Below are 25,430 nucleotides of genomic sequence, written 5' to 3'. Positions count from 1 at the left end.
GGGCGCGACTGCTCGGCCGCCCTGGCATCGCCCGACCCGTTCTTCGCGGGCGGCGCGGGCGTGGCCGCGGGCGCCGCGGACGGGTCGGGCTTGGCGGCTGGGGGTACCCCCATGCGTTCAGCCCTGGGGGCGAGTGGCTGGGCCTCGTCTGGCAAGAGGACTCCTCGTGCGCGATCCGGGTCCCCGGTCAGGCTCCGGAAACCCCATGGTAGCGATCCTGGGCTCCGGACTCGCCTTCGGCCGGTGGGACGGCCTTCCACGGGAGAAACGCGAGAGGCGGGCCCCGGATTCCTCCGGGGCCCGCCTACGCGGTGTCGTACGGGTTCTGAGCGGTGCCGGACCAGGTGCCGTCCGGGTCCGCGGGTCGCTCAGATCGTGAGCAGCGCCTCCAGGGGAGCGCCGTCCAGCGCCGTCTCCAGACGGGCACGGCCGCCCAGGAACCCGAGCTCCATGAGAACGGCGACACCCGCGACCTCGGCGCCCGCCCGGCGGATCAGCCGGAGCGACGCCTCCGCGGTGCCACCGGTGGCGAGGACGTCGTCGATGACCATGACGCGATCACTCGCGCTCAGGTCCTCGGCGTGCACCTCGATCTCGGCGGAGCCGTACTCCAGGTCGTACGACTGGCCGAGGGTCGCTCCGGGGAGCTTGCCCGCCTTGCGTACGGGGATGAAGCCGAGGCCCGCGCGGACCGCGACGGGCGCGCCCAGGATGAAGCCGCGGGCCTCCAGGCCGACGATCTTCGTGGCGCCGCTGCGGACACTGAGCTCGGCCAGCGCGTCGGTGAGCGCCGTGAACGCCGCCGGGTCCGCCAGGAGCGGCGTGATGTCCTTGAACATCACGCCCGGCTCCGGGTGGTCGGGTACGTCACGGATGCGGCTGAGCAGCAGCTCCTGGATGCCGGTCATCGGCGCTTGCCCGAGGGGCGGCCACGGCCCCTGCCCCGGGACGACGGCTGAGCGCGCTGTCCGCGGGGTCCGACGACCGCGGGGGTCGCGTCCTCCTCCGGCTCCTCGTCGTCGTACACCTGGGCGGCGACCGGGGCCTCCAGGGACTCGCCCTTCGCCGCGGCAGCGGACCGCTTGGCCAGTACGCGCTTCCTGAGTGCCTTTATCTGCGGCTCGCGCTCCTTGAGGTCGGCGACGAGCGGCGTGGCGATGAAGATCGAGGAGTACGCACCGGCCGCGAGGCCGACGAACAGCGACAGCGAGATGTCGTTGAGCATGCCCGCGCCGAGGACACCGCCGCCGATGAAGAGCAGGCCTGCCACCGGGAGGAGTGCGACGACCGTGGTGTTGATCGACCGCACCAGGGTGCCGTTGATCGAGCGGTCGGCGATCTCGCTGTAGGTCCAGCGGGTCTGTTTGGTGATGTCCTTCGTCTGTTCCTTGAGGCTGTCGAAGACGACCACTGTGTCGTACAGCGAGTAACCGAGGATCGTGAGCAGACCGATCACGGTGCCCGGTGTCACTTCGAAGCCGACCAGGGCGTAGATGCCGACCGTGATGGTGATGTCGTGGATGAGCGCCACCAGCGCGGCCACGGCCATGCGCCACTCGAAGGCGATCGCCAGATAGATCACCACGAGGACCATGAAGATCGCCAGGCCCTGCCAGGCCTTAGCGGCGACCTGGTCCCCCCAGCTGGGGCCGACCAGGTCGGCGCTGATCTTCTCCGCGTTGACGTTCAGATCTTTGGCGAGTACTTCCTTGATCTGGTCCGACTTGGCGGTGTCGATGCTGGCGATCTGGATGCGCAGACCGCCCGTGCCGAGCTTCTGCACGATCGCGTCGTGGCCGGCGGCGTCTTCCGCGTACTTCTCGGCCTGGCTCGCCGAGACGCTGATCCGCTCGGTGGTGAAGACGGCTCCGCCCTGGAACTCGATGCCCATGTTCAGGCCGCGCACCGCCAGGCCGACGATGGCCGTGATGGTGATCAGGATCGAGACGCCGTACCAGATCATGCGCTTGCCGACGAAGTCGTAGCCGATCTCGCCTCGGTGGAGCCGGGCGCCGAGGGTGCCGAGTTTCGACATCTCACGCCTCCTTCGTGTCGACGGGGGCGGACACGCGACGGGTGCGGCGCAGCGGCGGCTGGACGCCCAGTCGCTTCGGGTCGAGGCCGGACCAGCTGTGGCCCTCCGCGAAGAACTTCTTGCGGGAGAGAATCGTCATCAGCGGCTTGGTGAAGAAGAAGACGACGACCACGTCGAGCAGGGTGGTCAGACCCAGCGTGAAGGCGAAGCCCTGCACCTTGCCGACCGTGACGACGAAGAGCACCGCGGCGGCGAGGAACGACACGAAGTCCGAGACGAGGATGGTGCGCCGGGCGCGCGGCCAGCCCCGCTCGACCGCGGGCCGCAGCGAGCGGCCTTCGCGGATCTCGTCACGGATACGTTCGAAGAACACGATGAACGAGTCCGCCGTGATGCCGATGGCCACGATGGCGCCGCAGACCGCCGGGAGGTTCAGTGCGAAGCCGATGGTCGGGCCGAGCAGCGACATGATCACGTAGGTCATGGCCGCGGACACCAGCAGTGAGGCGATGGCCACCAGCGACAGACCCCGGTAGTAGACCACCAGGTAGATGATGACCAGGGCCAGACCGATGGCACCGGCAATCAGACCGGCCTCCAGCTGCTCGCCGCCGAGCGCGGCGTCCACGGTGGTGACGCTCGCCTCCTGGAAGGTGAGCGGCAGCGCGCCGTACGACAGCATGTTGGCCAGGTCCTCGGCCTCCTGCTGGTTGAAGCTGCCGGAGATCTCCGCGTTGCCGCCGGTCAGCGCCTGGCTGACGTACGGGTCGGAGACGACCTCACCGTCGAGGACGATGGCGAACTGGTTCTGCGGGGACTGGTTCTTCGCCAGCTTGCCGGTGATGCTCGCGAACTTGTCGGCTCCCTTGGACGTGAAGTCCATGGTGACCTTCCAGCCCGCGCCACCCTGCGAGTCGAACAGGGCCGCGGCCTCGTCGACGTCGGTGCCCTCGACCTCGGCCGGGCCGAGGATGTACTTCTGCCACTGACCCTGGGAGTTCTGACCGCAGGCCACGGTCGGCTCCTCGGCCTTGACGCCGTCGCCGGCCTTCGCGCGGACCGTCCTCTTGGTGCAGTCCAGCGCGGCGTACTGCGCCTGGAGCTTGGCGGTCGCCGGGTCGGCGTCCGCGGGCGGCGAGGCGGGCGGGCTGGAGGCGGCGGCGGAACCGCTGCCCGAGGGAGTGGGGTCGGCCTTCAGCGCGTCGGTGACCGCCCGGCCCTGTGAGGTGGACGAGGAGGAGGCGGAGGGCGACGAGGACGAGGTGGCCTTGTCGCTCGCCTTGTCGCCGTCCTTGTCCGAGCCCGCGGAGGGGCTGCCGGAAGGGCTGCCGGAGGCGCTCGGCGAAGGGCTGGCGGCGGGGTCCCCGCCGGAGACCTCGGTGGTCAGGACGGGACGGAAGTAGAGCTTGGCGGTGGTGCCGACCTGTTCCCGGGCCTGCTTGGAGTTCGTGCCCTTGGGAATGTTGACGATGATGTTGCGATCGCCCTGGGTCTGGACCTCCGCCTCGGAGACACCCAGACCGTTGACACGGCGGTTCATGATGTCGACCGCGGTGTCCATGTTGGTCTTGTTGATCGCGCCCTTCTGACCGGGCTCTTCCTTCGCCTCGAGCGTGATGCTCGTACCGCCGGCGAGGTCGATGCCGAGGCGCGGCTTCGTGTGCCCGGAGGCGAACATTCCACCGGTGAGCGCCACGATGGCGATCAGGATCAGGACCAAAGTGCGCCCCGGCCTGCCCTGGGCGCCCTGCTTTCGGCCCTTCTTAGGTGCTGCCACCTTCTCGTTCTCCCTCTTCGTCCGCCCGGTCTCTCAGTACCTTCGCGGACGGGCATGAAATGGTGTCGAGGATCCGCGCGAAGCCCTACGACCCGGGACCGCGGCGCGCGAGCGGCGCACTCCGCGGTCCCCGGTCGTGACTACTTCGCGTCGGACTCGCCGTCGGACTTCTTCAGGTCTGCGCCGTCGGCCTTCTTCGGCTCCGCGACGTCGGACTCGTCGTCCGTGTCCTTCTTGCCGAGGTCGATGGGCTTGTCGTCGGAAGCGTCGGCGGGCTCGTCGGTCCCGGTGAGGGAGGAGGCGTCGTCCGGAACGACCGACCCGTCGTCCTTCAGGTCGTGCTCGATGCCGTGAACGAGACGGTTGTACTCGTCGTCGCTCAGGACCGCGCCGATCGCGTTCTTCGCGAAGAGCAGGTCGACGCCCGGGCCTGCGTCAAGGAGGACCGTGTCCTCGTTGACCTCCTTCACCGTTGCGTACATGCCACCGATCGTGCGGACGCCGGAGCCGGGCTGCATGTCGTTGCGCATCTGCGCAGCCGCATTCTGCTTCTTCTTGGCCGACCGGGTCATCAGGAACATGGCCCCGATGAGCACGATGAACGGGAGGAGGGTCACGAGACTCACGGGACGGAACTTCCTTCATTCGACCGCGATGGTGAGCGGCCTGATGGATGGGGGTATGTGCGCCGTCGACAAGGGCGGCATCGGCGGAGTCTAAGCGAGTCCGCCGTCAAGGAACAACGCTCAGCATCGCACCGTGGTTCCTGACCGCGCGAGCCCCCTCGCCGTCACGCCCCGAACAGGTCCCCTTGTCCGATTCCACCGGTTGACGACCGGGGTGGCGTGAGGCCGAGATGCGCCCATGCCGCCGGTGTCGCCACGCGTCCGCGGGGCGTACGGGCCAGCAGTCCCTCGCGGACGAGGAAGGGCTCGGCGACCTCCTCGACGGTCTCCCGCTCCTCCCCGACGGCCACGGCGAGCGTGGAGAGACCGACGGGGCCGCCGCCGAAGAGCTTCAGAAGGGCTTCGAGGACGCCTCGGTCGAGGCGGTCGAGGCCGCGGCTGTCCACCTCGTACACGGCGAGGGCGGCCTCGGCGATGTCCCGGGTGATGACGCCGTCGGCCTTCACCTGGGCGTAGTCGCGGACCCGGCGCAGCAGGCGGTTGGCGATACGGGGCGTGCCCCGGGAGCGGCCGGCGATCTCGGCGGCGCCCTCCGCGCCGATCTCCACGTCGAGCAGGTGCGCGGAGCGGTGGATGACGCGCTCCAGCTCGGCCGGCTCGTAGAACTCCATGTGGGCGGTGAAACCGAAGCGGTCGCGCAGCGGTGGCGGCAGCAGGCCCGCGCGGGTGGTGGCGCCGACGAGCGTGAAGGGCGGCAGTTCGAGCGGGATGGCGGTGGCGCCGGGCCCCTTGCCGACGATGACGTCGACGCGGAAGTCCTCCATCGCCATGTACAGCATCTCCTCGGCGGGCCGCGACATGCGGTGGATCTCGTCGAGGAAGAGGACCTCGCCCTCCTGGAGGGAGGAGAGGATCGCCGCGAGGTCGCCCGCGTGCTGGATGGCGGGGCCGCTGGTGATGCGGATCGGGGCTTCCATCTCGGCGGCGATGATCATCGAGAGGGTGGTCTTGCCCAGGCCGGGGGCTCCGGAGAGCAGCACGTGGTCGGCGGTGGCGCCCCGCGCGCGGGCGGCACGCAGGACGAGGTCGAGCTGTTCCCGGACCTTTTCCTGGCCGATGAACTCGTCGAGGTCCTTGGGGCGCAGGGCGGCCTCGACGGCCTGCTCCTCATGGTCGGCGGACGCGCCGACGAGCCGCTCGGCGGTGGCGTCGTCGGTCGTGTCGTCCCAGTTCATTCGGTGTGCCTCGCGGTGTAGTGGGTCCGGGTCGTACGAGCGTGGGCGGGGCGTGTCCCGTAGGGGCGCGGGGAGCGGCGCGACCAGCCACGACGGGCCCGCGGCTGCACGGCGGTCTCCAGCGGGTTCAGCGCGCCCGGTTGAGGCTCTGCAGCGCGGCCTTCAGCAACTGACCGACCTGCGGGGCCTCGGTGGCCTCCGCCTGCGGCGCCACCGCGGAGACCGCCTCGTCGGCCTCCCGCGTCGCATACCCCAGCCCGATCAGCGCAGCATGCAACTGCTCGCGCCAGCCCGTGGCGACGGCCCTGCCGATGGCCGGGCCGCCGGTGCCGAGGGGCTCGCCGAGGCGGTCCTTGAACTCCAGGAGGAGCTTCTGGGCGCCCTTCTTGCCGATGCCGGGGACGGCGGTGAGGGCCTTCTCGTCCCCCGTGGACACCGCGCGGCGCAGGGCGTCGGGGCTGTGCACGGCGAGCATGGCCTGGGCCAGGCGCGGGCCCACGCCGGTCGCCGTCTGCAGCAGTTCGAAGGTCTGGCGCTCGTCGTCGTCCGCGAAGCCGTACAGGGTCAGCGAGTCCTCCCGGACGACCAGGGAGGTGGCGAGCCTGGCCTCCTTGCCCATGCGCAGCCCGGAGAGCGTGTTGGGCGTGCACTGGACGGCGATGCCGATGCCGCCCACCTCGACCACCGCCGAGTCGGGGGCGAGGGCGGCGACCGGGCCGCTGACGAAGGCGATCATCGGGTGACCTTCCGGCTGGAGACCTGGGCCTGGCGGTGGGCGGCCTGTGCCTGCTGGAGGCGGTTCACGGCCGGGGCGCGCCAGATGTGGCAGATGGCGAGAGCGAGGGCGTCGGCCGCGTCGGCGGGCTTGGGGGGCGCGTCGAGCCGGAGCAGCCGGGTGACCATGGCGCCGACCTGAGCCTTGTCGGCACGGCCGCTGCCGGTGACGGCGGCCTTGACCTCGCTGGGGGTGTGCAGGGCGACGGGGAGGCCGCGCCGGGCGGCACAGAGCATGGCGACCGCACTGGCCTGGGCCGTGCCCATCACCGTACGGACGTTGTGCTGGCTGAACACGCGCTCCACGGCGACGAATTCGGGCTGGTGCTCGTCCAGCCACCGCTCGATGCCCTGCTCGATGGCGACGAGCCGCTGCCCCAACTCCGCGTCCGCGGGCGTGCGTACGACGCCGACACCGAGCATGGTGAGCGGTCGGCCCGCCACGCCCTCGACGACTCCGACTCCGCACCGGGTCAGCCCGGGGTCGACGCCCAGTACCCGCATGCGGCCCCCTCCTTCGACGTCCTTCGTTTCCCGGCCACCGCCGGGAGATGCCCCCAGCTCGTGCAGGCTATCGGGTGGCACCGACAACCCCGTCGGCGACGCCCCGGCCCGCAGAGCGACGGGCCGACGGAGTGTGTCCCGTCGGCCCGTTGAGCCCGTGGCGCCGATGCCGTGGCGCTCGCGATGGCGTTACGCGTCGACCTTCTCCATGACCTCGTCGCTCACGTCGAAGTTGGCGAAGACGTTCTGCACGTCGTCGCTGTCCTCGAGGGCGTCGATGAGCTTGAAGATCTTCCTGGCGCCCTCCTCGTCCAGTTCGACCTGCATGGTCGGGACGAAGTTGGCGTCGGCCGAGTCGTAGTCGATGCCGGCGTCCTGGAGCGCGGTGCGCACCGCGACCAGGTCGGTGGCCTCGGAGATGACCTCGAAGGACTCACCGAGGTCGTTGACCTCCTCGGCGCCCGCGTCGAGCACGGCGCCGAGCACGTCGTCCTCGGACAGCTCGCCCTTGGGGACGATGACGACGCCCTTGCGGTGGAACAGGTACGAGACGGAGCCCGGGTCGGCCATCGAGCCGCCGTTGCGGGTCATCGCGACGCGGACGTCGGAGGCGGCACGGTTGCGGTTGTCCGTCAGGCACTCGATGAGCACCGCGACACCGTTCGGGCCGTAGCCCTCGTACATGATCGTCTCGTAGTCGGCGCCACCGGCTTCGAGGCCGGCACCGCGCTTGACCGCGGAGTCGATGTTCTTGTTCGGGACCGAGCTCTTCTTGGCCTTCTGGATGGCGTCGAACAGCGTCGGGTTGCCGGACACGTCGGCGCCGCCCGTGCGGGCCGCGACCTCGATGTTCTTGATCATCTTCGCGAAGAGCTTGCCGCGCTTGGCGTCGATCACGGCCTTCTTGTGCTTCGTCGTAGCCCATTTAGAGTGGCCGGACATCTGCCTGTCTCCTTCGCGTAACCCATCCAGATACGAACGCCAGAGATCCTACAAGGACTCCGCCGCCCGGTTCGCGCGCACCATGTCGACGAACAGGGAGTGCACGCGGTGGTCGCCGGTCAGTTCCGGGTGGAACGACGTGGCGAGCGCGTTGCCCTGGCGGACGGCGACGATGTGGCCGTCGTGCTCCGCCAGCACCTCGGCCCCGGCGCCCACCGACTCGACCCAGGGGGCCCTGATGAAGAGGCCCTCCACAGCATCTCCCCCGACGCCCTTCACGTCGACCGCCGCCTCGAAGGATTCGTTCTGCCGTCCGAAGGCGTTGCGGCGCACGATCATGTCGATGCCGCCGATGGTCTCCTGTCCCGAGCGCGGGTCGAGGATCTTGTCGGCGAGCATGATCATGCCCGCGCAGCTGCCGTAGACGGGCATGCCGCTGCGCACGCGCGCGCGAAGGGGCTCCATCAGGCCGAAGAGGACGGCCAGTTTGGAGATGGTGGTGGACTCGCCGCCGGGGACGACCAGTCCGTCCACCTCGGCGAGTTCCTCGGGGCGCCGCACCGGCCTGGCCACGGCGTCCGCCGCGGCCAGGGCGATGAGGTGCTCCCGTACGTCCCCCTGGAGGGCCAGGACGCCTATGACGGGGGTGTTGCTCATCTGCGTTGTGCCTGCCTCGTGTACGTGATGCCCTGAAGAGGGTGTTTACCAGCCGCGGTTCGCGTAGCGCTCCGCCTCGGGGAGGGTGTCGCAGTTGATGCCGACCATGGCCTCGCCCAGGTTCCGGGAGGCGTCCGCGATGATCTTCGGGTCGTCGTAGAAGGTGGTGGCCTTCACGATGGCGGCGGCGCGCTTGGCGGGGTCACCGGACTTGAAGATGCCGGAGCCGACGAAGACGCCCTCGGCGCCGAGCTGGCGCATCAGGGCGGCGTCGGCGGGGGTGGCCACGCCACCGGCGGAGAAGAGGACCACCGGGAGCTTGCCCAGCTCGGAGACCTCCTTGACCAGCTCGTAGGGGGCGCGCAGCTCCTTGGCGGCGGCGTACAGCTCGTTGTTGTCGTAGCCGCGCAGCCGGGCGATCTCGTTCTTGATCTGGCGCAGGTGGCGGACGGCCTCGACGACGTTGCCGGTGCCGGCCTCGCCCTTGGAGCGGATCATGGCCGCGCCCTCCGCGATGCGGCGCAAGGCCTCGCCCAGGTTGGTGGCGCCACAGACGAAGGGGGTCGTGAAGGCGAACTTGTCCGAGTGGTTGACCTCGTCGGCGGGGGTCAGCACCTCGGACTCGTCGATGTAGTCGACGCCGAGGGACTGCAGGACCTGGGCCTCCACGAAGTGGCCGATGCGCGACTTGGCCATCACCGGGATCGAGACGGCCTCGATGATGCCCTCGATCATGTCCGGGTCGGACATGCGCGCCACGCCGCCGTCCTTGCGGATGTCGGCCGGGACCCGCTCCAGGGCCATCACGGCCACGGCGCCCGCGTCCTCGGCGATCTTCGCCTGCTCCGGCGTGACGACGTCCATGATCACGCCGCCCTTGAGCTGCTCGGCCATGCCGCGCTTCACGCGCGCGGTGCCGGTGGCCGGGGTGTCGGTGGGCTGGGCGGGGTGGGAGAGGGTGCTGGACACGGGTTGACCTCGCTCGGTGAAAGAGGGTTTCTGCAAACACCGAGGAAACGCCCACGGACCAGGCCACAGCAAGGGCCAATGGGGAGGCGGTGGCTCATTTTCCGGTCCCCTGGACGCGTTTGCCGTGGTCAGTGGCCTTGACCGGGGTCCACGCGCGCGCGTGGCCTACGTTCCCGGACGGTCCGCGAGGGCGACCGGAGCCTCGTCGTCCATTTCGAAGGCCAGCGGGAAGGGCGCGTGTCCGGCCAGCCGGAACCAGCGCACCGTGCGGTGGCGGCGCAGCGCGCGGGCCGCCCGTACGGCGTCGTTGTGGAAGCGCCTGGCCATCGGTACCCGGCGGACCGCCTGGGCGAGTTCGCGCGCCGCGTCCTCGCCGCCCGGGGCCGCCTGGACCGCCTCGACCTGCTCGGTCTCTCCGAAGACGGCCCGCAGGGCCTGGCTGAGGTCGCTCTCGGCAACCTCTCGGTGGTCCTCCTCGGCCTGCCGGGCCGCGTGCGCCGCCTCGTAGAGCACGATCGAGGCGGCAGGATCGAGCACTCCGGAGGTGGCCAGCTCCTGCGCCACCGAGGCACGCCGCAGCAGCTGTGCGTCGAGCGCGGCACGTGCGGCGTCGATCCGCGAGTGCAGCCGGTCGAGACGGCCCGCCGTCCAGCTCAGGTAGAGGCCGATCGCCACCAGGGCGACCACGATCCAGATCAGTGTGGAGGTCACGGGCGCACAGGCTACCCGTGTGGCCGGCGCCGTCCGACGTGGCGTCGCCCCCGATACGACGCGCCTGCGGCGCCGCCCGGGAGGCCGCGGCGGTCACCAGGGGCGGCAGGGTTCCGGGTGCGGGCCCGGCGAGGGCTGGTCGCGCAGTTCCCCGCGCCCCTGAAAAGTCGGCTTCGCCTTGCTTTTCAGCCCGTCCGGCCTGTGAGGACGAGCGCGTTCAGCGCGATGCGGGGGCCCGGGAGCGAGCTGCAGCCTCCCGCCCGTCAGTCCCGGGCCAGTCCGAAGCGGGCCAGCAGGCCGCCCGGTTCCGCCGGGTCGTCCGCGGCGGCGACCGCCGCGGCGCCGTCGGTGACCGTCTCGTACACGGACAGGATGTCGGCCCCGACCGTCGACCAGTCGAAGCGCCGGACATGCGCGCTGCCCCGCTCGCGCAGTTCCGCGCGCCGCCCGGGATCGCCGAGGAGCCGTAGCGCCGCGACGGCCAGCGCGTCCGCGTCCTCGTTGGCGAACAGCTCGCCCGCCGCGCCCTGGTCGAGGACCTGGGCGAACGCGTCCAGGTCGGAGGCGAGCACGGGAGCGCCCGCCGACATGGCCTCGACCAGGATGATCCCGAAGCTCTCGCCGCCGGTGTTCGGTGCGACGTACACGTCGACGCTCCGCAGGAAACGGGCCTTGTCCTCGTCGCTCACCATGCCGAGGAACTCCACGCGCGAGCGCAGTTCCGCGGGGAGCTTCTCGACGGCCTCCTCCTCGTCCCCGCGCCCGGCGACCAGCAGCCGGGTCGCCGGCCGCTCGGCGAGGATCTTCGGCAGGGCCTTCATGAGGACCGGCAGGCCCTTGCGGGGCTCGTCGATCCGGCCGACGAACCCGATCGTGTCGCCCTGCCACTCGGCCCTGGGCTCGGCCTTCGCGAAGAAGTCCACGTCGACGCCGTTCGGGATGACCACGGCGTCACCGCCCAAATGCTCGACGAGCGTGCGCCGCGCGTACTCGCTCACCGCGATCCGCGCCCTGATCTTCTCCAGGGCGGGCTGCAGGATCGGGTACGCGGCGATCATCGCCCGGGACCGCGGGTTCGACGTGTGGAAGGTGGCGACGATCGGCCCCTGCGCGGCCCAGCAGGCCAGCAGGCCGAGGGAGGGCGAGGCCGGCTCGTGGATGTGGATGACGTCGAACGTGCCGTCGTGCAGCCAGCGCCGCACCCGAGCGGCCGACAGGAAACCGAAGTTGAGGCGCGCGACCGACCCGTTGTACGGCACCGGCACGGCACGGCCCGCCGAGACGACGTACGGCGGGAGCGGGGTCTCGTCGTCGGCGGGCGCGAGGACGGACACGTGGTGCCCGAGGGCGATGAGGTGGTCCGCCAGGTCCCGGATGTGGAACTGGACTCCCCCGGGAACGTCCCACGAGTACGGGCAGACGATGCCGATCCTCACGGGCGCTCCCCTGGGCGCTGCCCGTCGTCCGCTGCGGACAGGGGTTTCCCGTCGGCCGCCTCGGCGGCGGACGTCCCTTCGGCCGGCCCGGAGCGGGGCTCCAGGTCGGCGAGCCACAGGCGTTGCAGCATGTGCCAGTCCTCCGGATGGTCGGCGATACCCGAGGCGAAGGCATCGGCCAGCGCCTGCGTCATGACAGACGTCTTCTCGGCCCGGGTACCTGACTCGGGGACGTCGACGGGCGGATGGACACGGCCGCGCATCACGGGCGAGTCGTCGTACCAGAGCGTCACCGGCAGCAGCAGCGCGCCGGTCTGCTGGGCGAGCAGCGCGGGACCGGCGGGCATCCGGGTCGCGTCCCCGAAGAAGGTGACCTCGACCCCGGAGGCGGACAGGTCGCGCTCGGCGACCAGGCAGACCAGGCCGCCGTCGCGCAGCCGCCGGGCCAGCGTGCCGAAGGCGGTACCGCCGCTGTGCGGCAGCACCTCCATGCCGAGGCCTTCGCGGTACGCCACGAACCGGTCGTACAGCTTCTCCGGCTTGAGGCGCTCGGCGACCGTCGTGAACGGCGTCTCCAGCCGGGTGGTGACCCAGGCGCCCGCGAGGTCCCAGTTGCCCAGATGCGGCAGCGCGATGATGACGCCCTTGCCGGCGGCGAGCCCTTCGGTCAGATGGTGCAGGCCCTTCGGCTCGAACCCGCCCCTGATGCGTTCCTTGCTCCAGGACGGCAGCCGGAAGGATTCCATCCAGTAGCGCAGGTACGAGCGCATGCCCGCGCGGGAGAGCTCCGCGAGCCGCTCGGGGGACGCGCCCGGCAGCACGCGCGCGTAGTTGGATTCGAGACGTCGTACGCCCTTGCCGCGCCGCTTCCAGGCGATGTCGGCGATGGTCCGGCCGAGGCGCACGGCCACGGGCTCGGGGAGCTTCTTGACCGCCCCCCAGCCCGCGGCGTACGCCGCGTAGGACAACTGGTCCCGCAGACCGCTCACGAGGTGGCCTCGCTGGACCGCGGGGTGCCCTCCGGCGGGGCGGCGACCGTGGTGTCGGCGGCCGCGTCGGCCTCGGCGGCCTCCCTGCGCACGGTGACGACGCGCTGGATCAGCGTGACGACACTGCCGACGGCGACGATCCACAACGCGATCGGCAGCAGGATGTCGATGCCGGGCACACCGAACGTCTTGTGGAAGCCCGCCAGACCGGCCGCGACCAGCGAGATCACCAGGCGTTCGGCGCGCTCGACGAGGCCGTTGACGGCGACGGGCAGCCCGATCGACTCGCCCCGGGCCTTGGTGTACGACACCACCTGACCGCTGGCCAGGCAGAAGATCGAGACGGCGCACAGGACGGTGTTGTCGCCGCCGCCCGCGTACCAGAGGGCGAACCCGCCGAAGATCGCACTGTCGGCGACCCGGTCGAGCGTCGAGTCCAGGAAGGCGCCCCAGCGGCTGGAGCGGCCCAGCTGGCGCGCCATGTTGCCGTCGACCATGTCCGAGAACACGAAGAGCGTGATGACGATCGTGCCCCAGAAGAGCTCGCCCCGGGGGAAGAAGACCAGTGCTCCCGCGATCACTCCGGCCGTGCCCAGGATGGTGACCGTGTCGGGGCTCACCCCCCGGCGGATGAGAAACGCGGCGAACGGTGTGAGGACACGCGTGAAGAATGCACGCGCGTACTTGTTCAGCATGGCCTTCCCGAGGGTCGGTGTGGCCGCGCGGCCCCTGCTGGCCACCGGCTGGCCCATCGTAGTCACGCGTGCGCGTGTGCGACGGTCGGGCACCCGCGCCCCGTGTCACGTCCTGGTGACATCCGGGGGACGGCACGATCGCGTCCGTTGTATGGACGCACCGTGACACGAGTGCAAAGCTCGAAGACACCGCGGGCGTCATCGGAGCCGCCATACGCGGATCCGCCCGCCCGCGCCCACAGTGACCTCACCGTGCACGGGAGGCAAGTCCATGGGCGACAAGGCGAACGCACATCCCGGAGCCGCCGGCAGGGCTACGGCGGCCGACCACCCCGCGTCCGTACGGAATGTGGTGCTGGTCGGCCACAGCGGATCGGGCAAGACGACTTTGGTGGAGGCTCTCGCGCTGACGGCGGGAGCGGTGAACAGGGCGGGCCGTGTGGAGGACGGCGGCACCGTGTCCGACTACGACGAGATCGAGCACCGGCAGCAGCGTTCGGTGCAGCTCTCCCTGGTACCCCTCGACTGGGACGGGTACAAGATCAATGTCCTGGACACTCCCGGATACGCCGATTTCGTCGGCGAGTTGAGGGCCGGTCTGCGAGCGGCGGACGCGGCCCTCTTCGTCGTCTCGGCCTCGGACGGGGTGGACGGCTCGACACGCGTGGTGTGGGAGGAGTGCGCGGCGGTCGGCATGCCGCGGGCCATCGTGGTGACGCACCTGGAGTCGGCCCGGGCCGACTTCGAGGAGATGACACGGATCTGCGCGCAGGCCTTCGGGGCCGACGACCCCGATGCCGTACTGCCGCTGTACCTGCCGCTGCACGGCCCCCCGGGGCCGGACGGGCACGCGCCGGTCACAGGGCTGATCGGACTGCTCTCGCAGCGGCTGTTCGACTACTCCTCCGGTGAGCGCAAGGAGTCCGAGCCGGGCCCCGAGGAGTTGCCGCTCATCGAGACGGCCCGCAACCGGCTGATCGAGGGCATCATCTCGGAGAGCGAGGACGAGACCCTCATGGACCGCTATCTCGGCGGCGAGGAGATCGATCTCGGGACACTCGTGCAGGACCTGGAGCGGGCCGTGGCACGCGGTGTCTTCCACCCGGTGCTCGCCGCCGCGCCCGCGGCTCCGGGCGCCCGCCAGGGGCTGGGCACGGTGGAGCTCCTCGAACTGGTCACGGGCGGATTCCCCACCCCGCTGGAGCGCGAGGCCCCGGTGGTCACCACCCCGGACGGCCGGGCGCGCCAGGTCACGGCCTGCGATCCGGACGGGCCGCTGGTCGCCGAGGTGGTGAAGACCGCCTCCGACCCGTACGTCGGGCGGGTCTCGATGGTCCGGGTGTTCTCCGGGACGCTGCGTCCCGACGAGACGGTGCACGTCTCCGGGCACGGGCTCGCCGACCGCGGGCACGAGGATCACGATGTCGACGAGCGCATCGGTGCCCTGTCGGCCCCGTTCGGCAAACAGCAGCGCAGCCTCACGCACGCCATCGCGGGCGACCTGGCCTGTGTGGCCAAGCTGAGCCGCGCCGAGACCGGTGACACGCTCTCGGCCAAGGACGACCCGCTCCTCATGCAACCGTGGGAGATGCCCGACCCTCTCCTGCCGCTCGCCATCCAGGCGCACAGCAAGGCAGACGAGGACAAACTCTCGCAGGGCCTGAGCCGCCTGGTCGCCGAGGACCCGACGATGCGCCTGGAACAGAACCAGAGCACCCACCAGGTCGTCCTGTGGTGCCTGGGCGAGGCCCATGCGGACGTCGCCCTGGAACGGCTGCGCAGCCGGTACGGCGTCCAGGTCGACGTCGTCCCGCACAAGGTGTCCCTGCGGGAGACGTTCGCCGCCAGGTCGGCCGGGCGCGGCCGGCACGTGAAGCAGTCCGGCGGGCACGGGCAGTACGCGATCTGCGAGATCGAGGTGGAGCCGCTGCCCGGCGGCTCGGGCATCGAGTTCGTCGACAAGGTGATCGGCGGGGCCGTGCCCCGGCAGTTCATCCCGTCCGTGGAGAAGGGAGTGCGCGCCCAGGCCGCCAGAGGTGTGGCCGCCGGCTATCCGCTCATCGACGTGCGGATCACGCTGCGCGACGGCAAGGCGCACTCCGTGGACTCGTCGGACGCGGCATTCCAGACCGCCGGCGCGCTCGCCCTGCGGGAGGCCGCGGCCGACGCGAAGATCCATCTGCTGGAGCCGGTCGCCGAGGTGACGGTCCTGGTGGGCGACGAGTACGTGGGCGCCGTGATGAGCGACCTGTCGGGCCGGCGCGGACGGGTCGTCGGCACCGAGCAGTCCGCCGGCGGCCGCACCCTCGTACGGGCCGAGGTGCCCGAGATCGAGATCGGGCGGTACGCGGTCGATCTGCGCTCCCTCTCGCACGGCACCGCACGGTTCGACCGCGCCTACGCCCGGCACGAGCCGATGCCACCGCAGTTGACCGACAGGATCCGTGAACAAGCCCAGGGCAATCCCTAGTTGCTCTTCCGTCCCGGTCGGCGGACGGCTGTGGCCGTCCGCCGACGCGGGTCGGCCGCTGCCGATACTCTGAGAACCTGATCAAGACGATGACCTGATCAACAGGTGTGCGGAGCACCGAAGTCGGGAAAGCCGCAGGAGCGGAGCACGGCGGCGATGGGGGCGGCAGTGGCGGACGAGGGATTCGATTTCAGGCCCGGGGCACAGGTCCCGCTCTCGGGTTCCGCGGGACAGACAGCGGCGACGTTCGCCCTGGCCTCCGCGGCGTACCGGGACAGTCCCGTCGAGAAGATCCTCGATGCCAACAGCGAGTGGCACGAGTCGACGATCAAACCGGGCCGCAAATGGGCGACGATCTTCAAGCCCAACCTGGGCGAGGCGTTCGCGCGCGCCGTGCAGCTGCGGATGCTGGGGGGCGGCCGCAGTCCGCTCATCCAGTCGTTCGGCACGGAACCGCAGGTGGTCGTCGAGCACTGCCTGGCGGCGAACCGCATCCGCAAGGAGCGGGACAGCTGGCTCACGGCCGTGACGGTGCTGACCGGCCTGATCTTCCTGCCCGGTCTGCTCATCTGGCTGCTGGTCTTCCAGATCCGCCGATCGGTCGCCAGGGCGGAGGACAAGCGGGCCGGCGCGCTCGCCACCACCGTCCTGGTCGGGGTGGGCGCCCTTGCGGTGCTCTTCCTGTTCAAGATGCCGTTCTCGGGTTTCTGGGCCTGGTACGCGCGAGCGGCGATCGTCGCGCCCGTCATCGGCTGGCTCTGGGCGAAGCAGATCTGCGAGCGCACGGCTCACGACCTGCGGGACCGCTGGAGCAGTCTGCTGGCCGGTGGCGGCATCGGTGCCAAGATTCCCGAGGCGGTGCCCGGCAGCCCCGGTGAGACGGCGGCCGAGCGGCTGCGCCAGGGCCTGGCACGGCTCGGCGCCGAGCAGCAGTCGAACTCGGTCTTCTACGCGGGCCCCAAGGGAATACTGGGCATGGGCACGCGCTGGGGCAGCTGGCAGCTGGCCGAGGACCTGGTCCCGGCCGACTCCGGCAAGGAGATCCATCCGTTCCGCAGCTGGGACGTCATCCGGTCGATCCACGACCAGCTGCGCATGCTGGAGCGCGGTCCGCTGAACACCGGCGGCTTCCCTGCGCCCTCGATAAAGCACTGGGTGGTCACACCGATCGGGGAGAACGCCAAGGCGGTGTCCCGCCCGGGCGGCACCGACGTGGACGCGTACCAGGTCAAGTCGCACGCCATCCAGGAGATCTGCAACAAACAGCAGTTCGGCAGCGGTGACCGCCACTACCTGGGGGTCCAGTGGACCCTCTGGGACGGCCAGTTGATCATCACCATGCTGATCACCGTGACCGTGCTGCACGAGACACTGCGCATCGAGGTCACCGGCCATGCGCTGGGGCCCGTGCACTCCCTCTTCACGAGCGGGCCCGACGCCAAGGTGAAGCAGGTCGCCAAGACCGTCAGGTTCTGGGAGACCCGGACGCAGAAGCTGCCGCTGGTCGACGCGGACGAGGTGGTGCGGCTCGCGGTGCGCGCGCCCTTCACCTGGTATCCGCCGATCCTCGACTGGCTCGGCGGCAGCCTGGCCCTTCCCGAGCCCTTCGGTCTGCGCCACGCGTGGGCGGCCAAGCCGTGGCGTCACCGCTTCATGGCCGACGACGCCCTGCGCGCCGCGACCCCCGTACTGCGGGTGGTGCACACGGCCGCGATCCGCGTCCTGAACGACAACGGCGTGAACACCGAGAAGTTCGGCAACCGCTCGTCGTTCCTCAGCACGGCGGTCCAGGACGCCTCCCCGAGGAAGGCCGACCTCTACGACGCATAGGCCCGCACGGCGAGCTGCCGCGCCGGCTCAGCCCCTCCGGCGGTCCTCCCGTCCGGCGGGGCTCAGGCCGAGGGCCAGGCCTCCGCGAGCATCTTCCGCGTGTCCGCGAGGAGTTGGGGCAGCACCCGTGTGTGCCCGACCACCGGCATGAAGTTCGTGTCGCCGCCCCAGCGGGGCACGACGTGCTGGTGCAGGTGCGCGGCGATGCCGGCCCCGGCGACCGAGCCCTGGTTCATGCCGATGTTGAAGCCGTGCGCGCCGGAGGCGGTCCGCAGCGCGGTCATCGCCTGCTGGGTCAGCTCACCGAGCTCGGCGGTCTCCGGGACGGTCAGGTCGGTGTAGTCCGCGACGTGCCGGTAGGGCACGACCATCAGGTGTCCGCCGTTGTACGGGTAGAGGTTGAGCACCGCGTAGACCTGCTCGCCGCGCTTGATGACCAGCCCGTCCTCGTCGGATTTCGCCGGGATCGAGCAGAAGGGACAGCCGTCGTCGGCCCCGGGGCCGGTCGGCTTGTTCTCGCCCTGGATGTAGGCCATCCGGTGGGGCGTCCACAGGCGCTGGAACGCGTCCTGGGTGCCGACTCCGATCTGCTGCTCCGGCTCACTCGTCATGGGGTGCAGCATATTGCTTCGCCCGTTCGCGGCGTGTCGCCGGGTGCCGCGCGAAAGGGCCCCCGGCCAAGCTGAGGCGATGGACGACGACAGCCGCACGGCCCGCTGGGAATACCGCACCGAGGCGCCGCTCGCCGCCGCCTCGGCACTCTTCCTCACCTCGTACGCGATCCGGGTCCTCGGTCACGGTCTGCCCGAGCCGTGGCGGAACATCTGTCTCGCGGTGACCTTGGCGGCCTGGGCGGCGTTCGCCGTCGACTACGCCGTGCGCTGGCGGCTGAGCGGCCAGGGCCCCCGCTTCGTACGGACGCACTGGCTGGACACGGTCGTCCTGGCCCTGCCCCTGCTGCGTCCCCTGCGCGTGGTCAGGGTCTACGAGTCCGTCCAGCACCGACGGGGCCGGCCGAGGCTCGCCCTGCACGCGCGCGTGATCACGTACGCGGGCCTGTCGGTGTCCCTGCTCGGCTTCGCGGGCGCGCTCGCCGTGTACCAGCAGGAGCACGCGGCGGCGGACGCGACGATCCGTACGTTCGGTGACGCGGTGTGGTGGACCTGCGCGACGCTCGCGACGGTGGGGTACGGCGACGTGGCTCCCGTGACGGCGGCGGGGCGGGTGATCGCGGTGGGGCTGATGGCCTGCGGGCTCGCCCTGCTCGGCGCCGTGACGGGGTCGTTCTCGTCCTGGCTGCTCCAGGTCTTCTCCAGTGAGGAGGACGAGAGGCCCCCGGGAAGCTGAGCTCCCCGGGGGCCGGCGCGCGGACGGGTCAGACCTGTACCCGCTCCTCGACGACCTTCGCGATCTTCGCGATGGCCTCGTCGAGCGGGATGCCGTTCTCCTGGGAGCCGTCGCGGTAGCGGAAGGAGACGGCGCCGTTGGCCATGTCCTCGTCGCCCGCGATGACCATGAAGGGCACCTTCTGCTTCTGTGCGTTGCGGATCTTCTTCTGCATACGGTCGGAGGACGAGTCGACCTCGACCCGCAGCCCCTGCTTCTTCGCCTCGGCGGCGAACTTGTGCAGGTGGTCGATGTGCGCGTCACCGATCGGGATGCCGACCGCCTGGACGGGCGCCAGCCACGCCGGGAACGCGCCCGCGTAGTGCTCCAGCAGCACCGCGAAGAACCGCTCGATGGACCCGAACAGCGCACGGTGGATCATGACCGGGCGCTGCTTGGAGCCGTCGGGCGAGGTGTACTCCAGCTCGAAGCGCTCCGGCAGGTTGAAGTCGAGCTGGATCGTCGACATCTGCCAGGTGCGGCCGATGGCGTCCTTGGTCTGGACGGAGATCTTCGGGCCGTAGAAGGCGGCGCCGCCCGGGTCGGGCACGAGAGGGAGCCCCTGCTTCTCGGCCACCTGGCGCAGGGTCTCGGTCGCCTCCTCCCAGACCTCGTCGGAGCCCACGAACTTCTCCGGGTCCTTGGTGGACAGCTCCAGGTAGAAGTCGGTGAGGCCGTAGTCGCGCAGCAGACCGAGGACGAAGGTGAGCGTCTTGTCGAGCTCCTCCGCCATCTGCTCGCGGGTGCAGTAGATGTGCGCGTCGTCCTGGGTGAAGCCGCGCGCGCGGGTCAGGCCGTGCACCACGCCCGACTTCTCGTAGCGGTACACGGTCCCGAACTCGAACAGGCGCAGCGGCAGTTCACGGTAGGAGCGGCCGCGCGCGTCGAAGATCAGGTTGTGCATCGGGCAGTTCATGGGCTTGAGGTAGTAGTCCACGCCCTCGTCGAGCTGCATGGGCGGGTACATGCCGTCGGCGTACCAGTCCAGGTGGCCCGAGGTCTCGAAGAGCTTCCCCTTCGTCGCGTGCGGGGTGTAGACGAACTCGTAGCCCTCCTCCTCGTGGCGGCGGCGCGAGTAGTCCTCCATGACCCGGCGGATGATGCCGCCCTTGGGGTGGAAGACGGCGAGGCCGGAGCCGATCTGCTCGGGGATCGAGAACAGGTCGAGCTCGGAGCCCAGCTTGCGGTGGTCGCGCTTCTCGGCCTCGGCGAGGAACTCCAGGTGCGCCTTCAGCTCGTCCTTGGTCGGCCAGGCGGTGCCGTAGATGCGCTGGAGCATCGGGTTCTTCTCGCTGCCCCGCCAGTACGCGGCGGCGTTGCGCATGAGCTTGAACGCCGGGATGTTCCGGGTGGTGGGCAGGTGGGGACCGCGGCAGAGGTCCTTCCAGCACAGGTCGCCGGTCTTCGCGTCGAGGTTGTCGTAGATGGTCAGCTCGCCGCCGCCCACCTCGACGTCCGCGCCGTCGTCCGTGGAGGCCGAGCCCTTGATGCCGATGAGCTCCAGCTTGTAGGGCTCGCCGGCGAGCTCCTCACGCGCGGCCTCGTCCGTGACGACACGGCGCGAGAAGCGCTGGCCGCGCTTCTGGATCTCCTGCATCTTCTTCTCGACGGCCTTGAGGTCCTCGGGAGTGAACGGCCTCTCGACGTCGAAGTCGTAGTAGAAGCCGTCCTTGACCGGCGGGCCGATGCCCAGCTTGGCCTCGGGGAACAGCTCCTGCACGGCCTGCGCCATGACGTGCGCGGTGGAGTGCCGCAGGATGTTGAGACCGTCCTCGGAGGAGATCTCCACGCTCTCGACGGTCTCGCCGTCCCGCACCTCGTACGCGAGGTCCTTGAGCTCGCCGCCGACGCGGGCCGCGACGATGGTGCGCTCACCGGCGAAGAGCTCGGCCGCCGTAGTGCCCGTCGTCACCACGCGCTCTTCCCGCTCGGAATCGCGTTGGATGATCACACGGACGTCTGACACCGGACTCTCCTGCCTGAAGGGGACGCGCGCAGTCGTCTTCTCGCACGCGTAGTACTGGGGCGATCGTACCGAGCCCGGGGCACCCCTCGCGAAACAGTTGTCTCTCACCCGTCGCGCACCCGCGCGCGGCCCCTTCAGTCCCCGCCGCACGCCTCCTCGAAGAAGGCCGCGATATCGGCGGTCGCCTGCAGCGACTTCATCAGCCGGTCCCGCTCCGCCTCGTCGACCTGCACGGGTACCACGCCGGACGCCCCCGTCAGCCGCCGGAATCCCCCGCGGCTCTCCAGCCGCCCGTGCACCCGCACCGGCAGCCCGACCAGATGGGCGTGCCCCGCGATCCGGTACGCCTCCTCGTCGAGGCTCATCCGTACGTACGGGACCTCGACCCCGGCGATCACCCGCAGCCGTACGCTCCCGTCACCGCGCGGCCCGGACCTGCGCATCCGCACCACGGCTCCGGTGATCCGCACGGGCACGGACGGTTCCTCGCGCAGGTAGCGGGCCCCGGCCTCGCGGAGTGCGGGCAGGTCGCCGGGCGAGAACTCGACGGGCTCGGCGGGTGCGGCGCATCCCTCGGGCACGCCGGCGGCGGGCGCCCACCTGACGGCGATCCTGGCTCCCTCCGTGCCCCGCACCAGCGCCACCAGTGCCTCGGTGAGCTCATGGCTCACCCCGGCCCCGACGGCACCGTCGAAGGCGTCCATGCCGCCGGTGGCCCGCTGGTAGTCGACGGCCTCGCGGGCCGCGTACAGCGCCTGGTGGAGCCGGACGGCGAGCGGCCGGCCGGTGGCGACCGGTACGAAGGCGGTGAGCTGACGGCCACCGGTCGCGGCCCCGACCAGCACGTTCTCCAGGGATGCGGCGGCGGGTCTGCGATGGCGGGCGCCGTAGTACCCGGCCCGCGCCCGCGCGGCGAGGGCTCCCGCGAGGAGCGTCTGCCGGGCCGCCGTGCGCAGTTGCTCCTCCACGGTCCACGGCGAGACACCGACGGGACCCGTGGGCACGTCGCGCCACCAGCGGATCTCGTCGCTGGGCACGGCGAGTTGCACCAGGACGTCACGGGCGGAGGGCGAACCGCTGCGGGACAGCGCGACGAGGGCCTCGCCCAGGAGTTCCTCACTGTCGGGGAAGGCCCGGCTCTCCGGTACCAGCAGGCTGGTGCCGGAACCGCCGGGCCCGGGTGGGGTCCAGCGGCCGTACCGTCCCGGGGCCCCGCCGCGGCGCTGCCAGCCGTGCCGGTGCAGCAGCGCACCGAGCACGGCGGGGTCGACCTGGTCGGGCCGGGGCGGCCGGTCCCACGGGTCCGGCGTCTCGGCGGGGTGGGGCCTGACGGGGCGTAGTGGCTCGTCGATGGGGCGGTGCGTCACGGTCTGCCTCCCGTACCGACCCGCGTCATGATCTCGCAGAGCGCCCGGTCGTCGAAGACCCGCGAGGTCGGTATCCGCACGGTGGTCCTGCGCCGGCCGGTGATCCGGTGTCCGGCGAGGTTGATCCAGTAGCAGCAGTGCCGCAGGTCGAGGCGGTCGTGGCCGGCGCGCAGCCAGTCGTCCTGTGACCTGGGCACGAGCATCACGACCAGGATTTTGTGCACCGAGACCGGGGTCCGGGCCAGCTTCTCCAGGTGGGCGTTGTCGAGCGTGAAGGAGAAGGCGGAACCCGGCGGGTTCGGCGGGATCTGGTACGTGCACTTGAGCTGCACCTTGATGGTGACTTCGTCGTCGACCGTGTGCCCGGGGGCGCTGTGGCTGACGTGCCAGTCGATGCCGTTGTCCGGAAAGGGCTGGGACAGGGAGCAGCCCGCCGCGGCCGCCACGGCGTGCAGATAGCCGACCTGGAGTGTCTCCATGCATGCAGTGGTGGCCAGTGAGCCGCGATGCGGTGCCGTCCGCCGGGGCAGCAGCCCGCCCTGCTCGGGCTGCGCGAGCGCCATGTCCAACAGCCTTCCGAATCTGGTGAATCCCCGCGACGGGCCGCTGAACTGCAAAGACCCGTACCTCTGTTGTCTCCTTCCGGCGTACGGCGCAAACAGCCCGGGTATCACAAAAAGGGCAGGGGACGGCGCGTCAACTGCCGCGGGTGATCGAGGAGTTGTATGCGTATGACGTGCTGGTACGAGGGCCCCCTGACCGCGTTCGACACCGAGACGACGGGTGTCGATGTGGAAACCGACCGGATCGTGTCGGCCGCCGTCGTCGTCCAGGACGCTCCCGGCAGCCGCCCGCGGGTGCGCCGCTGGCTGGTCAATCCGGGGGTTCCGGTGCCCGAGGGCGCCACGGCGATACACGGGCTGACGGATGAGCACCTGCGACGCAACGGCCGCTGGCCGTCGCCGGTGATGGACGAGATAGTCAGGGAACTGGCCGAGCAGAGCGCGGCGGGACGTCCGCTCGTGGTGATGAACGCGCCCTTCGACCTGACGCTCCTGGACCGGGAGTTGCGCAGGCACCGGGCGTCCTCGCTGGACCACTGGTTCGAGACCGTGCCGTTGCGCGTGCTCGATCCGCGGGTCCTCGACAAGCACCTGGACCGCTACCGCAAGGGCCGCCGCACCCTGACGGACCTGTGCGCGCACTACGGCGTGGAGCTGCAGGGCGCCCATGACGCGGCGGCGGACGCGCTGGCCTCGCTGGAGGTCGTACGGGCGGTCGGGCGCCGTTTCGCGATCCGTCTGGAGCGGCTGTCACCGGCCGAACTGCACATGCTGCAGGCCGTCTGGCACGCCGCGCAGGCCCGCGGCCTCCAGGCGTGGTTCGCCCGCAGCGGTACGGAGGAGTCGGTCGATCCGGCCTGGCCCCTGCGGCCCGAACTCCCGGCAGCGGCCTGAGCGGGCGCGACGCGCGGCGCGCAGAACGCGGCCATGCAAAAAGCCGGTCCGTCTGTGACGGACCGGCCTTTCCCGGTGGGCGATACTGGGTTCGAACCAGTGACCTCTTCGGTGTGAACGAAGCGCTCTCCCACTGAGCTAATCGCCCGGGAACGCACCGAACAATACAGGTCTCCGTGCGTTTCCTTCAAACCGCTTCACGTTTGTCCGGGAGTGCCGCCGTGAAGGTACGCGGCCAGCCCGCGTCGGCCCGCCCTCATCATCAGCGCGTGGTTGGCACGGAAGGCGGGTCGTCCCGGCACGGCGAGCCGCCGCAGCAGCGGCTTGGTCACCCGGACCTCCTGGTCGTAGCGGGCGCGGGTGCCCGGCCCGTCGGTGGCGAGGGTCCACCGCGCCCAGCCGTCCACGTCGCCCGTCATCGTGATCTCCAGCACCCCGGCCGCCCGGTCCCGGCGCGTTTCCCGCGCGGTGAACACCAGGTCGTACGGCAGCACCGAGCGGATGCGGACGACACCGCTGAGCTCGTCCACGGGCGTGACCTCGCGGACCTGCGGCCACCACCGCGGGTAGCGTTCGGCGTCGGCCAGTGCGTCGTAGACGTCGGTGAGCGGGGCGGCGAGGTTCCACAGGCTGCGGAAGCGGTAGTGCGTCCAGTCCATGCGCTTCATGATCCGAGTCTGCCCGCCCGCGGCGCGGCCGCGGGGATCTGAGTACGTCCTGAGTACGTACGCTCATGCCCCGCGGCGTGAGCTGAACCACACTCCGTGACATGACGAACATTCCGCCCCCGGCCGAGGAGCTGCGCATCCTCGACCACGAGCTGCGGCAACTGGACGCGCGCAGGGCCCAGTTGCTGGCCCGCCGGACCTGGCTGCTCGGCGTGCTGCGGTCGGCCGCGCCGGCTCCGGCCGTCTGGCCCGCCCGCGCTCCCGCGTCCCGTCCCGAACGGCCCGAGGCCTCGGCGCACGGCGTACAGAACGTGCTGCTCGTGCTCGGCGGCATCCTGTTGACCGTCGCGGCGATCGCGTTCACGCTGGTGAGCTGGGGGCACCTGGGCATCGCAGGGCGGTCCGTGGTCCTCGGCGCGGTCACCCTGGCCGCGCTCGGTGCGCCGGTGCTTCTCCTGAGGCGCGGGCTCCGCTCGACGGCCGAGTCGGTGGCGGGCCTCGGCCTGGCGCTGTCGGTGCTCGACGCCTACGCCCTGCACGAGGTCGGCTTCCCCGAGGTGGACGGCACCGGCTGGGCGGCCACGGCGTCGGCGCTCCTGGCCGCGCTGTGGACGGCGTACGGCCTGCGTCTGGGCGCCCTGCGGCTGCCGCTGCCGGCGGCCGTGGCCGCAGCTCAACTGCCCCTGCTGCTCGGGGTGGTGGCGGTTGGCGGCGGCGACCACACGATCACGGCGGCGCTGCTGGTGACCGCCGCGTTCGACACCGTCGTGGCGCTCCGGGTGTCAGGACGGGCGGTACGCGCCGTCGCGGGAGTCGGCGCGTACGGGACCGCCGCCTGGGGCGTCCTGGCGGCCGGATGGCTGTCGTGGGAGGCCACCGGTCCGGGCGCCGCCGCCCGCGCGGCGGCCCTCCTCGCCCTCGCCGCGGCGATCGCCC

The 25,430-nt window shown here is 71.0% G+C and carries 23 protein-coding genes, 1 tRNA gene and 1 pseudogene; 5 read left to right on the top strand and 20 right to left on the bottom strand.

What is annotated here, in order from left to right; translation table 11 throughout:
• Positions 1-368: 368 nt before the first annotated feature.
• From KUF83_RS12340 to pgsA, 14 genes are all read right to left on the bottom strand, one after another.
• Positions 369-908, bottom strand: coding sequence for an adenine phosphoribosyltransferase (locus KUF83_RS12340; RefSeq protein WP_217454689.1), 540 nt, complete (start codon positions 906-908; stop codon positions 369-371).
• Positions 905-2,035: a protein translocase subunit SecF gene (secF, locus tag KUF83_RS12335; protein WP_217454688.1), complete on the bottom strand. Its 1,131-nt coding sequence runs from the start codon at positions 2,033-2,035 to the stop codon at positions 905-907. The genes KUF83_RS12340 and secF overlap by 4 nt, the downstream gene beginning before the upstream one ends.
• A 1-nt stretch (position 2,036) precedes the next feature.
• Positions 2,037-3,812: a protein translocase subunit SecD gene (gene secD / locus KUF83_RS12330; protein WP_217454687.1), complete on the bottom strand. Its 1,776-nt coding sequence runs from the start codon at positions 3,810-3,812 to the stop codon at positions 2,037-2,039.
• A gap of 140 nt (positions 3,813-3,952) precedes the next feature.
• The gene (gene yajC, locus KUF83_RS12325; RefSeq protein ID WP_217454686.1) at positions 3,953-4,438 is read right to left on the bottom strand and encodes a preprotein translocase subunit YajC; all 486 of its coding nucleotides are present in this window, start codon (positions 4,436-4,438) and stop codon (positions 3,953-3,955) included.
• Positions 4,439-4,602: 164 nt separating this feature from the next.
• On the bottom strand, positions 4,603-5,673 hold the full coding sequence (gene ruvB / locus KUF83_RS12320; RefSeq protein ID WP_217454685.1) for a Holliday junction branch migration DNA helicase RuvB: 1,071 nt from the start codon (positions 5,671-5,673) through the stop codon (positions 4,603-4,605).
• Between the two features lie 127 nt (positions 5,674-5,800).
• On the bottom strand, positions 5,801-6,409 hold the full coding sequence (gene ruvA / locus KUF83_RS12315) for a Holliday junction branch migration protein RuvA (protein WP_217454684.1): 609 nt from the start codon (positions 6,407-6,409) through the stop codon (positions 5,801-5,803).
• Positions 6,406-6,951 carry a crossover junction endodeoxyribonuclease RuvC gene (ruvC, locus tag KUF83_RS12310; RefSeq protein WP_217454683.1) on the bottom strand — a complete coding sequence of 182 codons (546 nt, stop codon included), beginning with the start codon at positions 6,949-6,951 and terminating at the stop codon, positions 6,406-6,408. Before ruvC ends, ruvA begins: the two co-directional genes overlap by 4 nt.
• A gap of 189 nt (positions 6,952-7,140) precedes the next feature.
• Positions 7,141-7,893 (bottom strand): YebC/PmpR family DNA-binding transcriptional regulator, encoded by a 753-nt coding sequence (locus KUF83_RS12305; protein ID WP_217454682.1) that lies wholly within the window; start codon positions 7,891-7,893, stop codon positions 7,141-7,143.
• A 48-nt stretch (positions 7,894-7,941) separates the two neighbouring features.
• A complete protein-coding gene (gene pdxT / locus KUF83_RS12300; RefSeq protein ID WP_217454681.1) occupies positions 7,942-8,550 on the bottom strand; it encodes a pyridoxal 5'-phosphate synthase glutaminase subunit PdxT in 609 nt (202 codons plus the stop codon).
• 45 nt (positions 8,551-8,595) lie between these two features.
• A complete protein-coding gene (gene pdxS / locus KUF83_RS12295) occupies positions 8,596-9,519 on the bottom strand; it encodes a pyridoxal 5'-phosphate synthase lyase subunit PdxS (protein ID WP_217454680.1) in 924 nt (307 codons plus the stop codon).
• A gap of 165 nt (positions 9,520-9,684) precedes the next feature.
• Positions 9,685-10,230 (bottom strand): hypothetical protein, encoded by a 546-nt coding sequence (locus KUF83_RS12290; RefSeq protein ID WP_217454679.1) that lies wholly within the window; start codon positions 10,228-10,230, stop codon positions 9,685-9,687.
• A gap of 263 nt (positions 10,231-10,493) precedes the next feature.
• A complete protein-coding gene (locus tag KUF83_RS12285) occupies positions 10,494-11,666 on the bottom strand; it encodes a glycosyltransferase family 4 protein (protein WP_217454678.1) in 1,173 nt (390 codons plus the stop codon).
• Positions 11,663-12,655, bottom strand: a complete 993-nt coding sequence (locus KUF83_RS12280) for a phosphatidylinositol mannoside acyltransferase (protein ID WP_217454677.1) — start codon at positions 12,653-12,655, stop codon at positions 11,663-11,665. Before KUF83_RS12280 ends, KUF83_RS12285 begins: the two co-directional genes overlap by 4 nt.
• Positions 12,652-13,407 carry a phosphatidylinositol phosphate synthase gene (gene pgsA, locus KUF83_RS12275; RefSeq protein WP_217454692.1) on the bottom strand — a complete coding sequence of 252 codons (756 nt, stop codon included), beginning with the start codon at positions 13,405-13,407 and terminating at the stop codon, positions 12,652-12,654. Before pgsA ends, KUF83_RS12280 begins: the two co-directional genes overlap by 4 nt.
• 214 nt (positions 13,408-13,621) lie before the next feature.
• Between pgsA and KUF83_RS12270 the strand changes: the two genes are divergently transcribed.
• Both KUF83_RS12270 and KUF83_RS12265 read left to right on the top strand, forming a co-directional pair.
• Complete coding sequence (locus KUF83_RS12270) at positions 13,622-15,820, top strand: elongation factor G-like protein EF-G2 (protein ID WP_217454676.1); 2,199 nt, start codon at positions 13,622-13,624, stop codon at positions 15,818-15,820.
• Positions 15,821-15,976: 156 nt separating this feature from the next.
• Positions 15,977-17,650, top strand: coding sequence for a hypothetical protein (locus tag KUF83_RS12265; RefSeq protein WP_217454675.1), 1,674 nt, complete (start codon positions 15,977-15,979; stop codon positions 17,648-17,650).
• A gap of 62 nt (positions 17,651-17,712) precedes the next feature.
• Here the strand turns inward: KUF83_RS12265 and KUF83_RS12260 are convergent, their stop codons facing one another.
• Positions 17,713-18,273, bottom strand: a complete 561-nt coding sequence (locus tag KUF83_RS12260) for an HIT domain-containing protein (protein WP_217454674.1) — start codon at positions 18,271-18,273, stop codon at positions 17,713-17,715.
• Positions 18,274-18,340: 67 nt separating this feature from the next.
• Here KUF83_RS12260 and KUF83_RS12255 point away from each other — a divergent pair, with 67 nt between their 5' ends.
• Entirely contained in the window at positions 18,341-18,997 is a 657-nt protein-coding gene (locus KUF83_RS12255; RefSeq protein WP_217454673.1) for a potassium channel family protein, read from the top strand.
• Positions 18,998-19,025: 28 nt separating this feature from the next.
• On the opposite strand, the gene thrS is transcribed toward KUF83_RS12255, so the two are convergent.
• The 3 genes from thrS to KUF83_RS12240 form a co-directional block, all read right to left on the bottom strand.
• On the bottom strand, positions 19,026-21,002 hold the full coding sequence (gene thrS / locus KUF83_RS12250; RefSeq protein ID WP_217454672.1) for a threonine--tRNA ligase: 1,977 nt from the start codon (positions 21,000-21,002) through the stop codon (positions 19,026-19,028).
• A 134-nt stretch (positions 21,003-21,136) separates the two neighbouring features.
• Positions 21,137-22,369, bottom strand: a complete 1,233-nt coding sequence (locus KUF83_RS12245; protein WP_217454671.1) for a hypothetical protein — start codon at positions 22,367-22,369, stop codon at positions 21,137-21,139.
• A complete protein-coding gene (locus tag KUF83_RS12240; protein WP_217454670.1) occupies positions 22,366-22,932 on the bottom strand; it encodes a DUF4365 domain-containing protein in 567 nt (188 codons plus the stop codon). Before KUF83_RS12240 ends, KUF83_RS12245 begins: the two co-directional genes overlap by 4 nt.
• Before the next feature lie 168 nt (positions 22,933-23,100).
• Here KUF83_RS12240 and KUF83_RS12235 point away from each other — a divergent pair, with 168 nt between their 5' ends.
• On the top strand, positions 23,101-23,826 hold the full coding sequence (locus tag KUF83_RS12235; RefSeq protein ID WP_217454691.1) for a 3'-5' exonuclease: 726 nt from the start codon (positions 23,101-23,103) through the stop codon (positions 23,824-23,826).
• A 76-nt stretch (positions 23,827-23,902) separates the two neighbouring features.
• Here the strand turns inward: KUF83_RS12235 and KUF83_RS12230 are convergent.
• Positions 23,903-23,974 (bottom strand) — tRNA-Val (locus tag KUF83_RS12230).
• 49 nt (positions 23,975-24,023) lie between these two features.
• Positions 24,024-24,485: an SRPBCC family protein gene (locus tag KUF83_RS12225; RefSeq protein WP_217454690.1), complete on the bottom strand. Its 462-nt coding sequence runs from the start codon at positions 24,483-24,485 to the stop codon at positions 24,024-24,026.
• A gap of 110 nt (positions 24,486-24,595) precedes the next feature.
• Between KUF83_RS12225 and KUF83_RS12220 the strand changes: the two are divergent.
• Positions 24,596-25,430 (top strand): annotated as a pseudogene (locus KUF83_RS12220) (hypothetical protein); the annotation flags it as partial.

The sequence above is a fragment of the Streptomyces sp. BV286 genome (assembly GCF_019090165.1).
In the GTDB taxonomy this organism is placed as follows: domain Bacteria; phylum Actinomycetota; class Actinomycetes; order Streptomycetales; family Streptomycetaceae; genus Streptomyces.
The sequence above is the reverse complement of the archived record's forward strand: the minus strand, read 5'-3'. Positions and strand labels throughout refer to the sequence as shown.

What these genes read in the sequence shown, in the direction of transcription:
- KUF83_RS12340 (WP_217454689.1), bottom strand. Translation starts at nt 908, where the DNA reads ATGACCGGCATCCAGGAGCTGCTGCTCAGCCGCATCCGTGACGTACCC.
- secF (WP_217454688.1), bottom strand. Translation starts at nt 2,035, where the DNA reads ATGTCGAAACTCGGCACCCTCGGCGCCCGGCTCCACCGAGGCGAGATC.
- ruvB (WP_217454685.1), bottom strand. Translation starts at nt 5,673, where the DNA reads ATGAACTGGGACGACACGACCGACGACGCCACCGCCGAGCGGCTCGTC.
- ruvA (WP_217454684.1), bottom strand. Translation starts at nt 6,409, where the DNA reads ATGATCGCCTTCGTCAGCGGCCCGGTCGCCGCCCTCGCCCCCGACTCG.
- ruvC (WP_217454683.1), bottom strand. Translation starts at nt 6,951, where the DNA reads ATGCGGGTACTGGGCGTCGACCCCGGGCTGACCCGGTGCGGAGTCGGA.
- KUF83_RS12305 (WP_217454682.1), bottom strand. Translation starts at nt 7,893, where the DNA reads ATGTCCGGCCACTCTAAATGGGCTACGACGAAGCACAAGAAGGCCGTG.
- pdxT (WP_217454681.1), bottom strand. Translation starts at nt 8,550, where the DNA reads ATGAGCAACACCCCCGTCATAGGCGTCCTGGCCCTCCAGGGGGACGTA.
- pgsA (WP_217454692.1), bottom strand. Translation starts at nt 13,407, where the DNA reads ATGGGCCAGCCGGTGGCCAGCAGGGGCCGCGCGGCCACACCGACCCTC.
- KUF83_RS12270 (WP_217454676.1), top strand. Translation starts at nt 13,622, where the DNA reads ATGGGCGACAAGGCGAACGCACATCCCGGAGCCGCCGGCAGGGCTACG.
- KUF83_RS12265 (WP_217454675.1), top strand. Translation starts at nt 15,977, where the DNA reads ATGGGGGCGGCAGTGGCGGACGAGGGATTCGATTTCAGGCCCGGGGCA.
- KUF83_RS12260 (WP_217454674.1), bottom strand. Translation starts at nt 18,273, where the DNA reads ATGCTGCACCCCATGACGAGTGAGCCGGAGCAGCAGATCGGAGTCGGC.
- KUF83_RS12255 (WP_217454673.1), top strand. Translation starts at nt 18,341, where the DNA reads ATGGACGACGACAGCCGCACGGCCCGCTGGGAATACCGCACCGAGGCG.
- KUF83_RS12240 (WP_217454670.1), bottom strand. Translation starts at nt 22,932, where the DNA reads ATGGCGCTCGCGCAGCCCGAGCAGGGCGGGCTGCTGCCCCGGCGGACG.
- KUF83_RS12235 (WP_217454691.1), top strand. Translation starts at nt 23,101, where the DNA reads ATGACGTGCTGGTACGAGGGCCCCCTGACCGCGTTCGACACCGAGACG.
- KUF83_RS12225 (WP_217454690.1), bottom strand. Translation starts at nt 24,485, where the DNA reads ATGGACTGGACGCACTACCGCTTCCGCAGCCTGTGGAACCTCGCCGCC.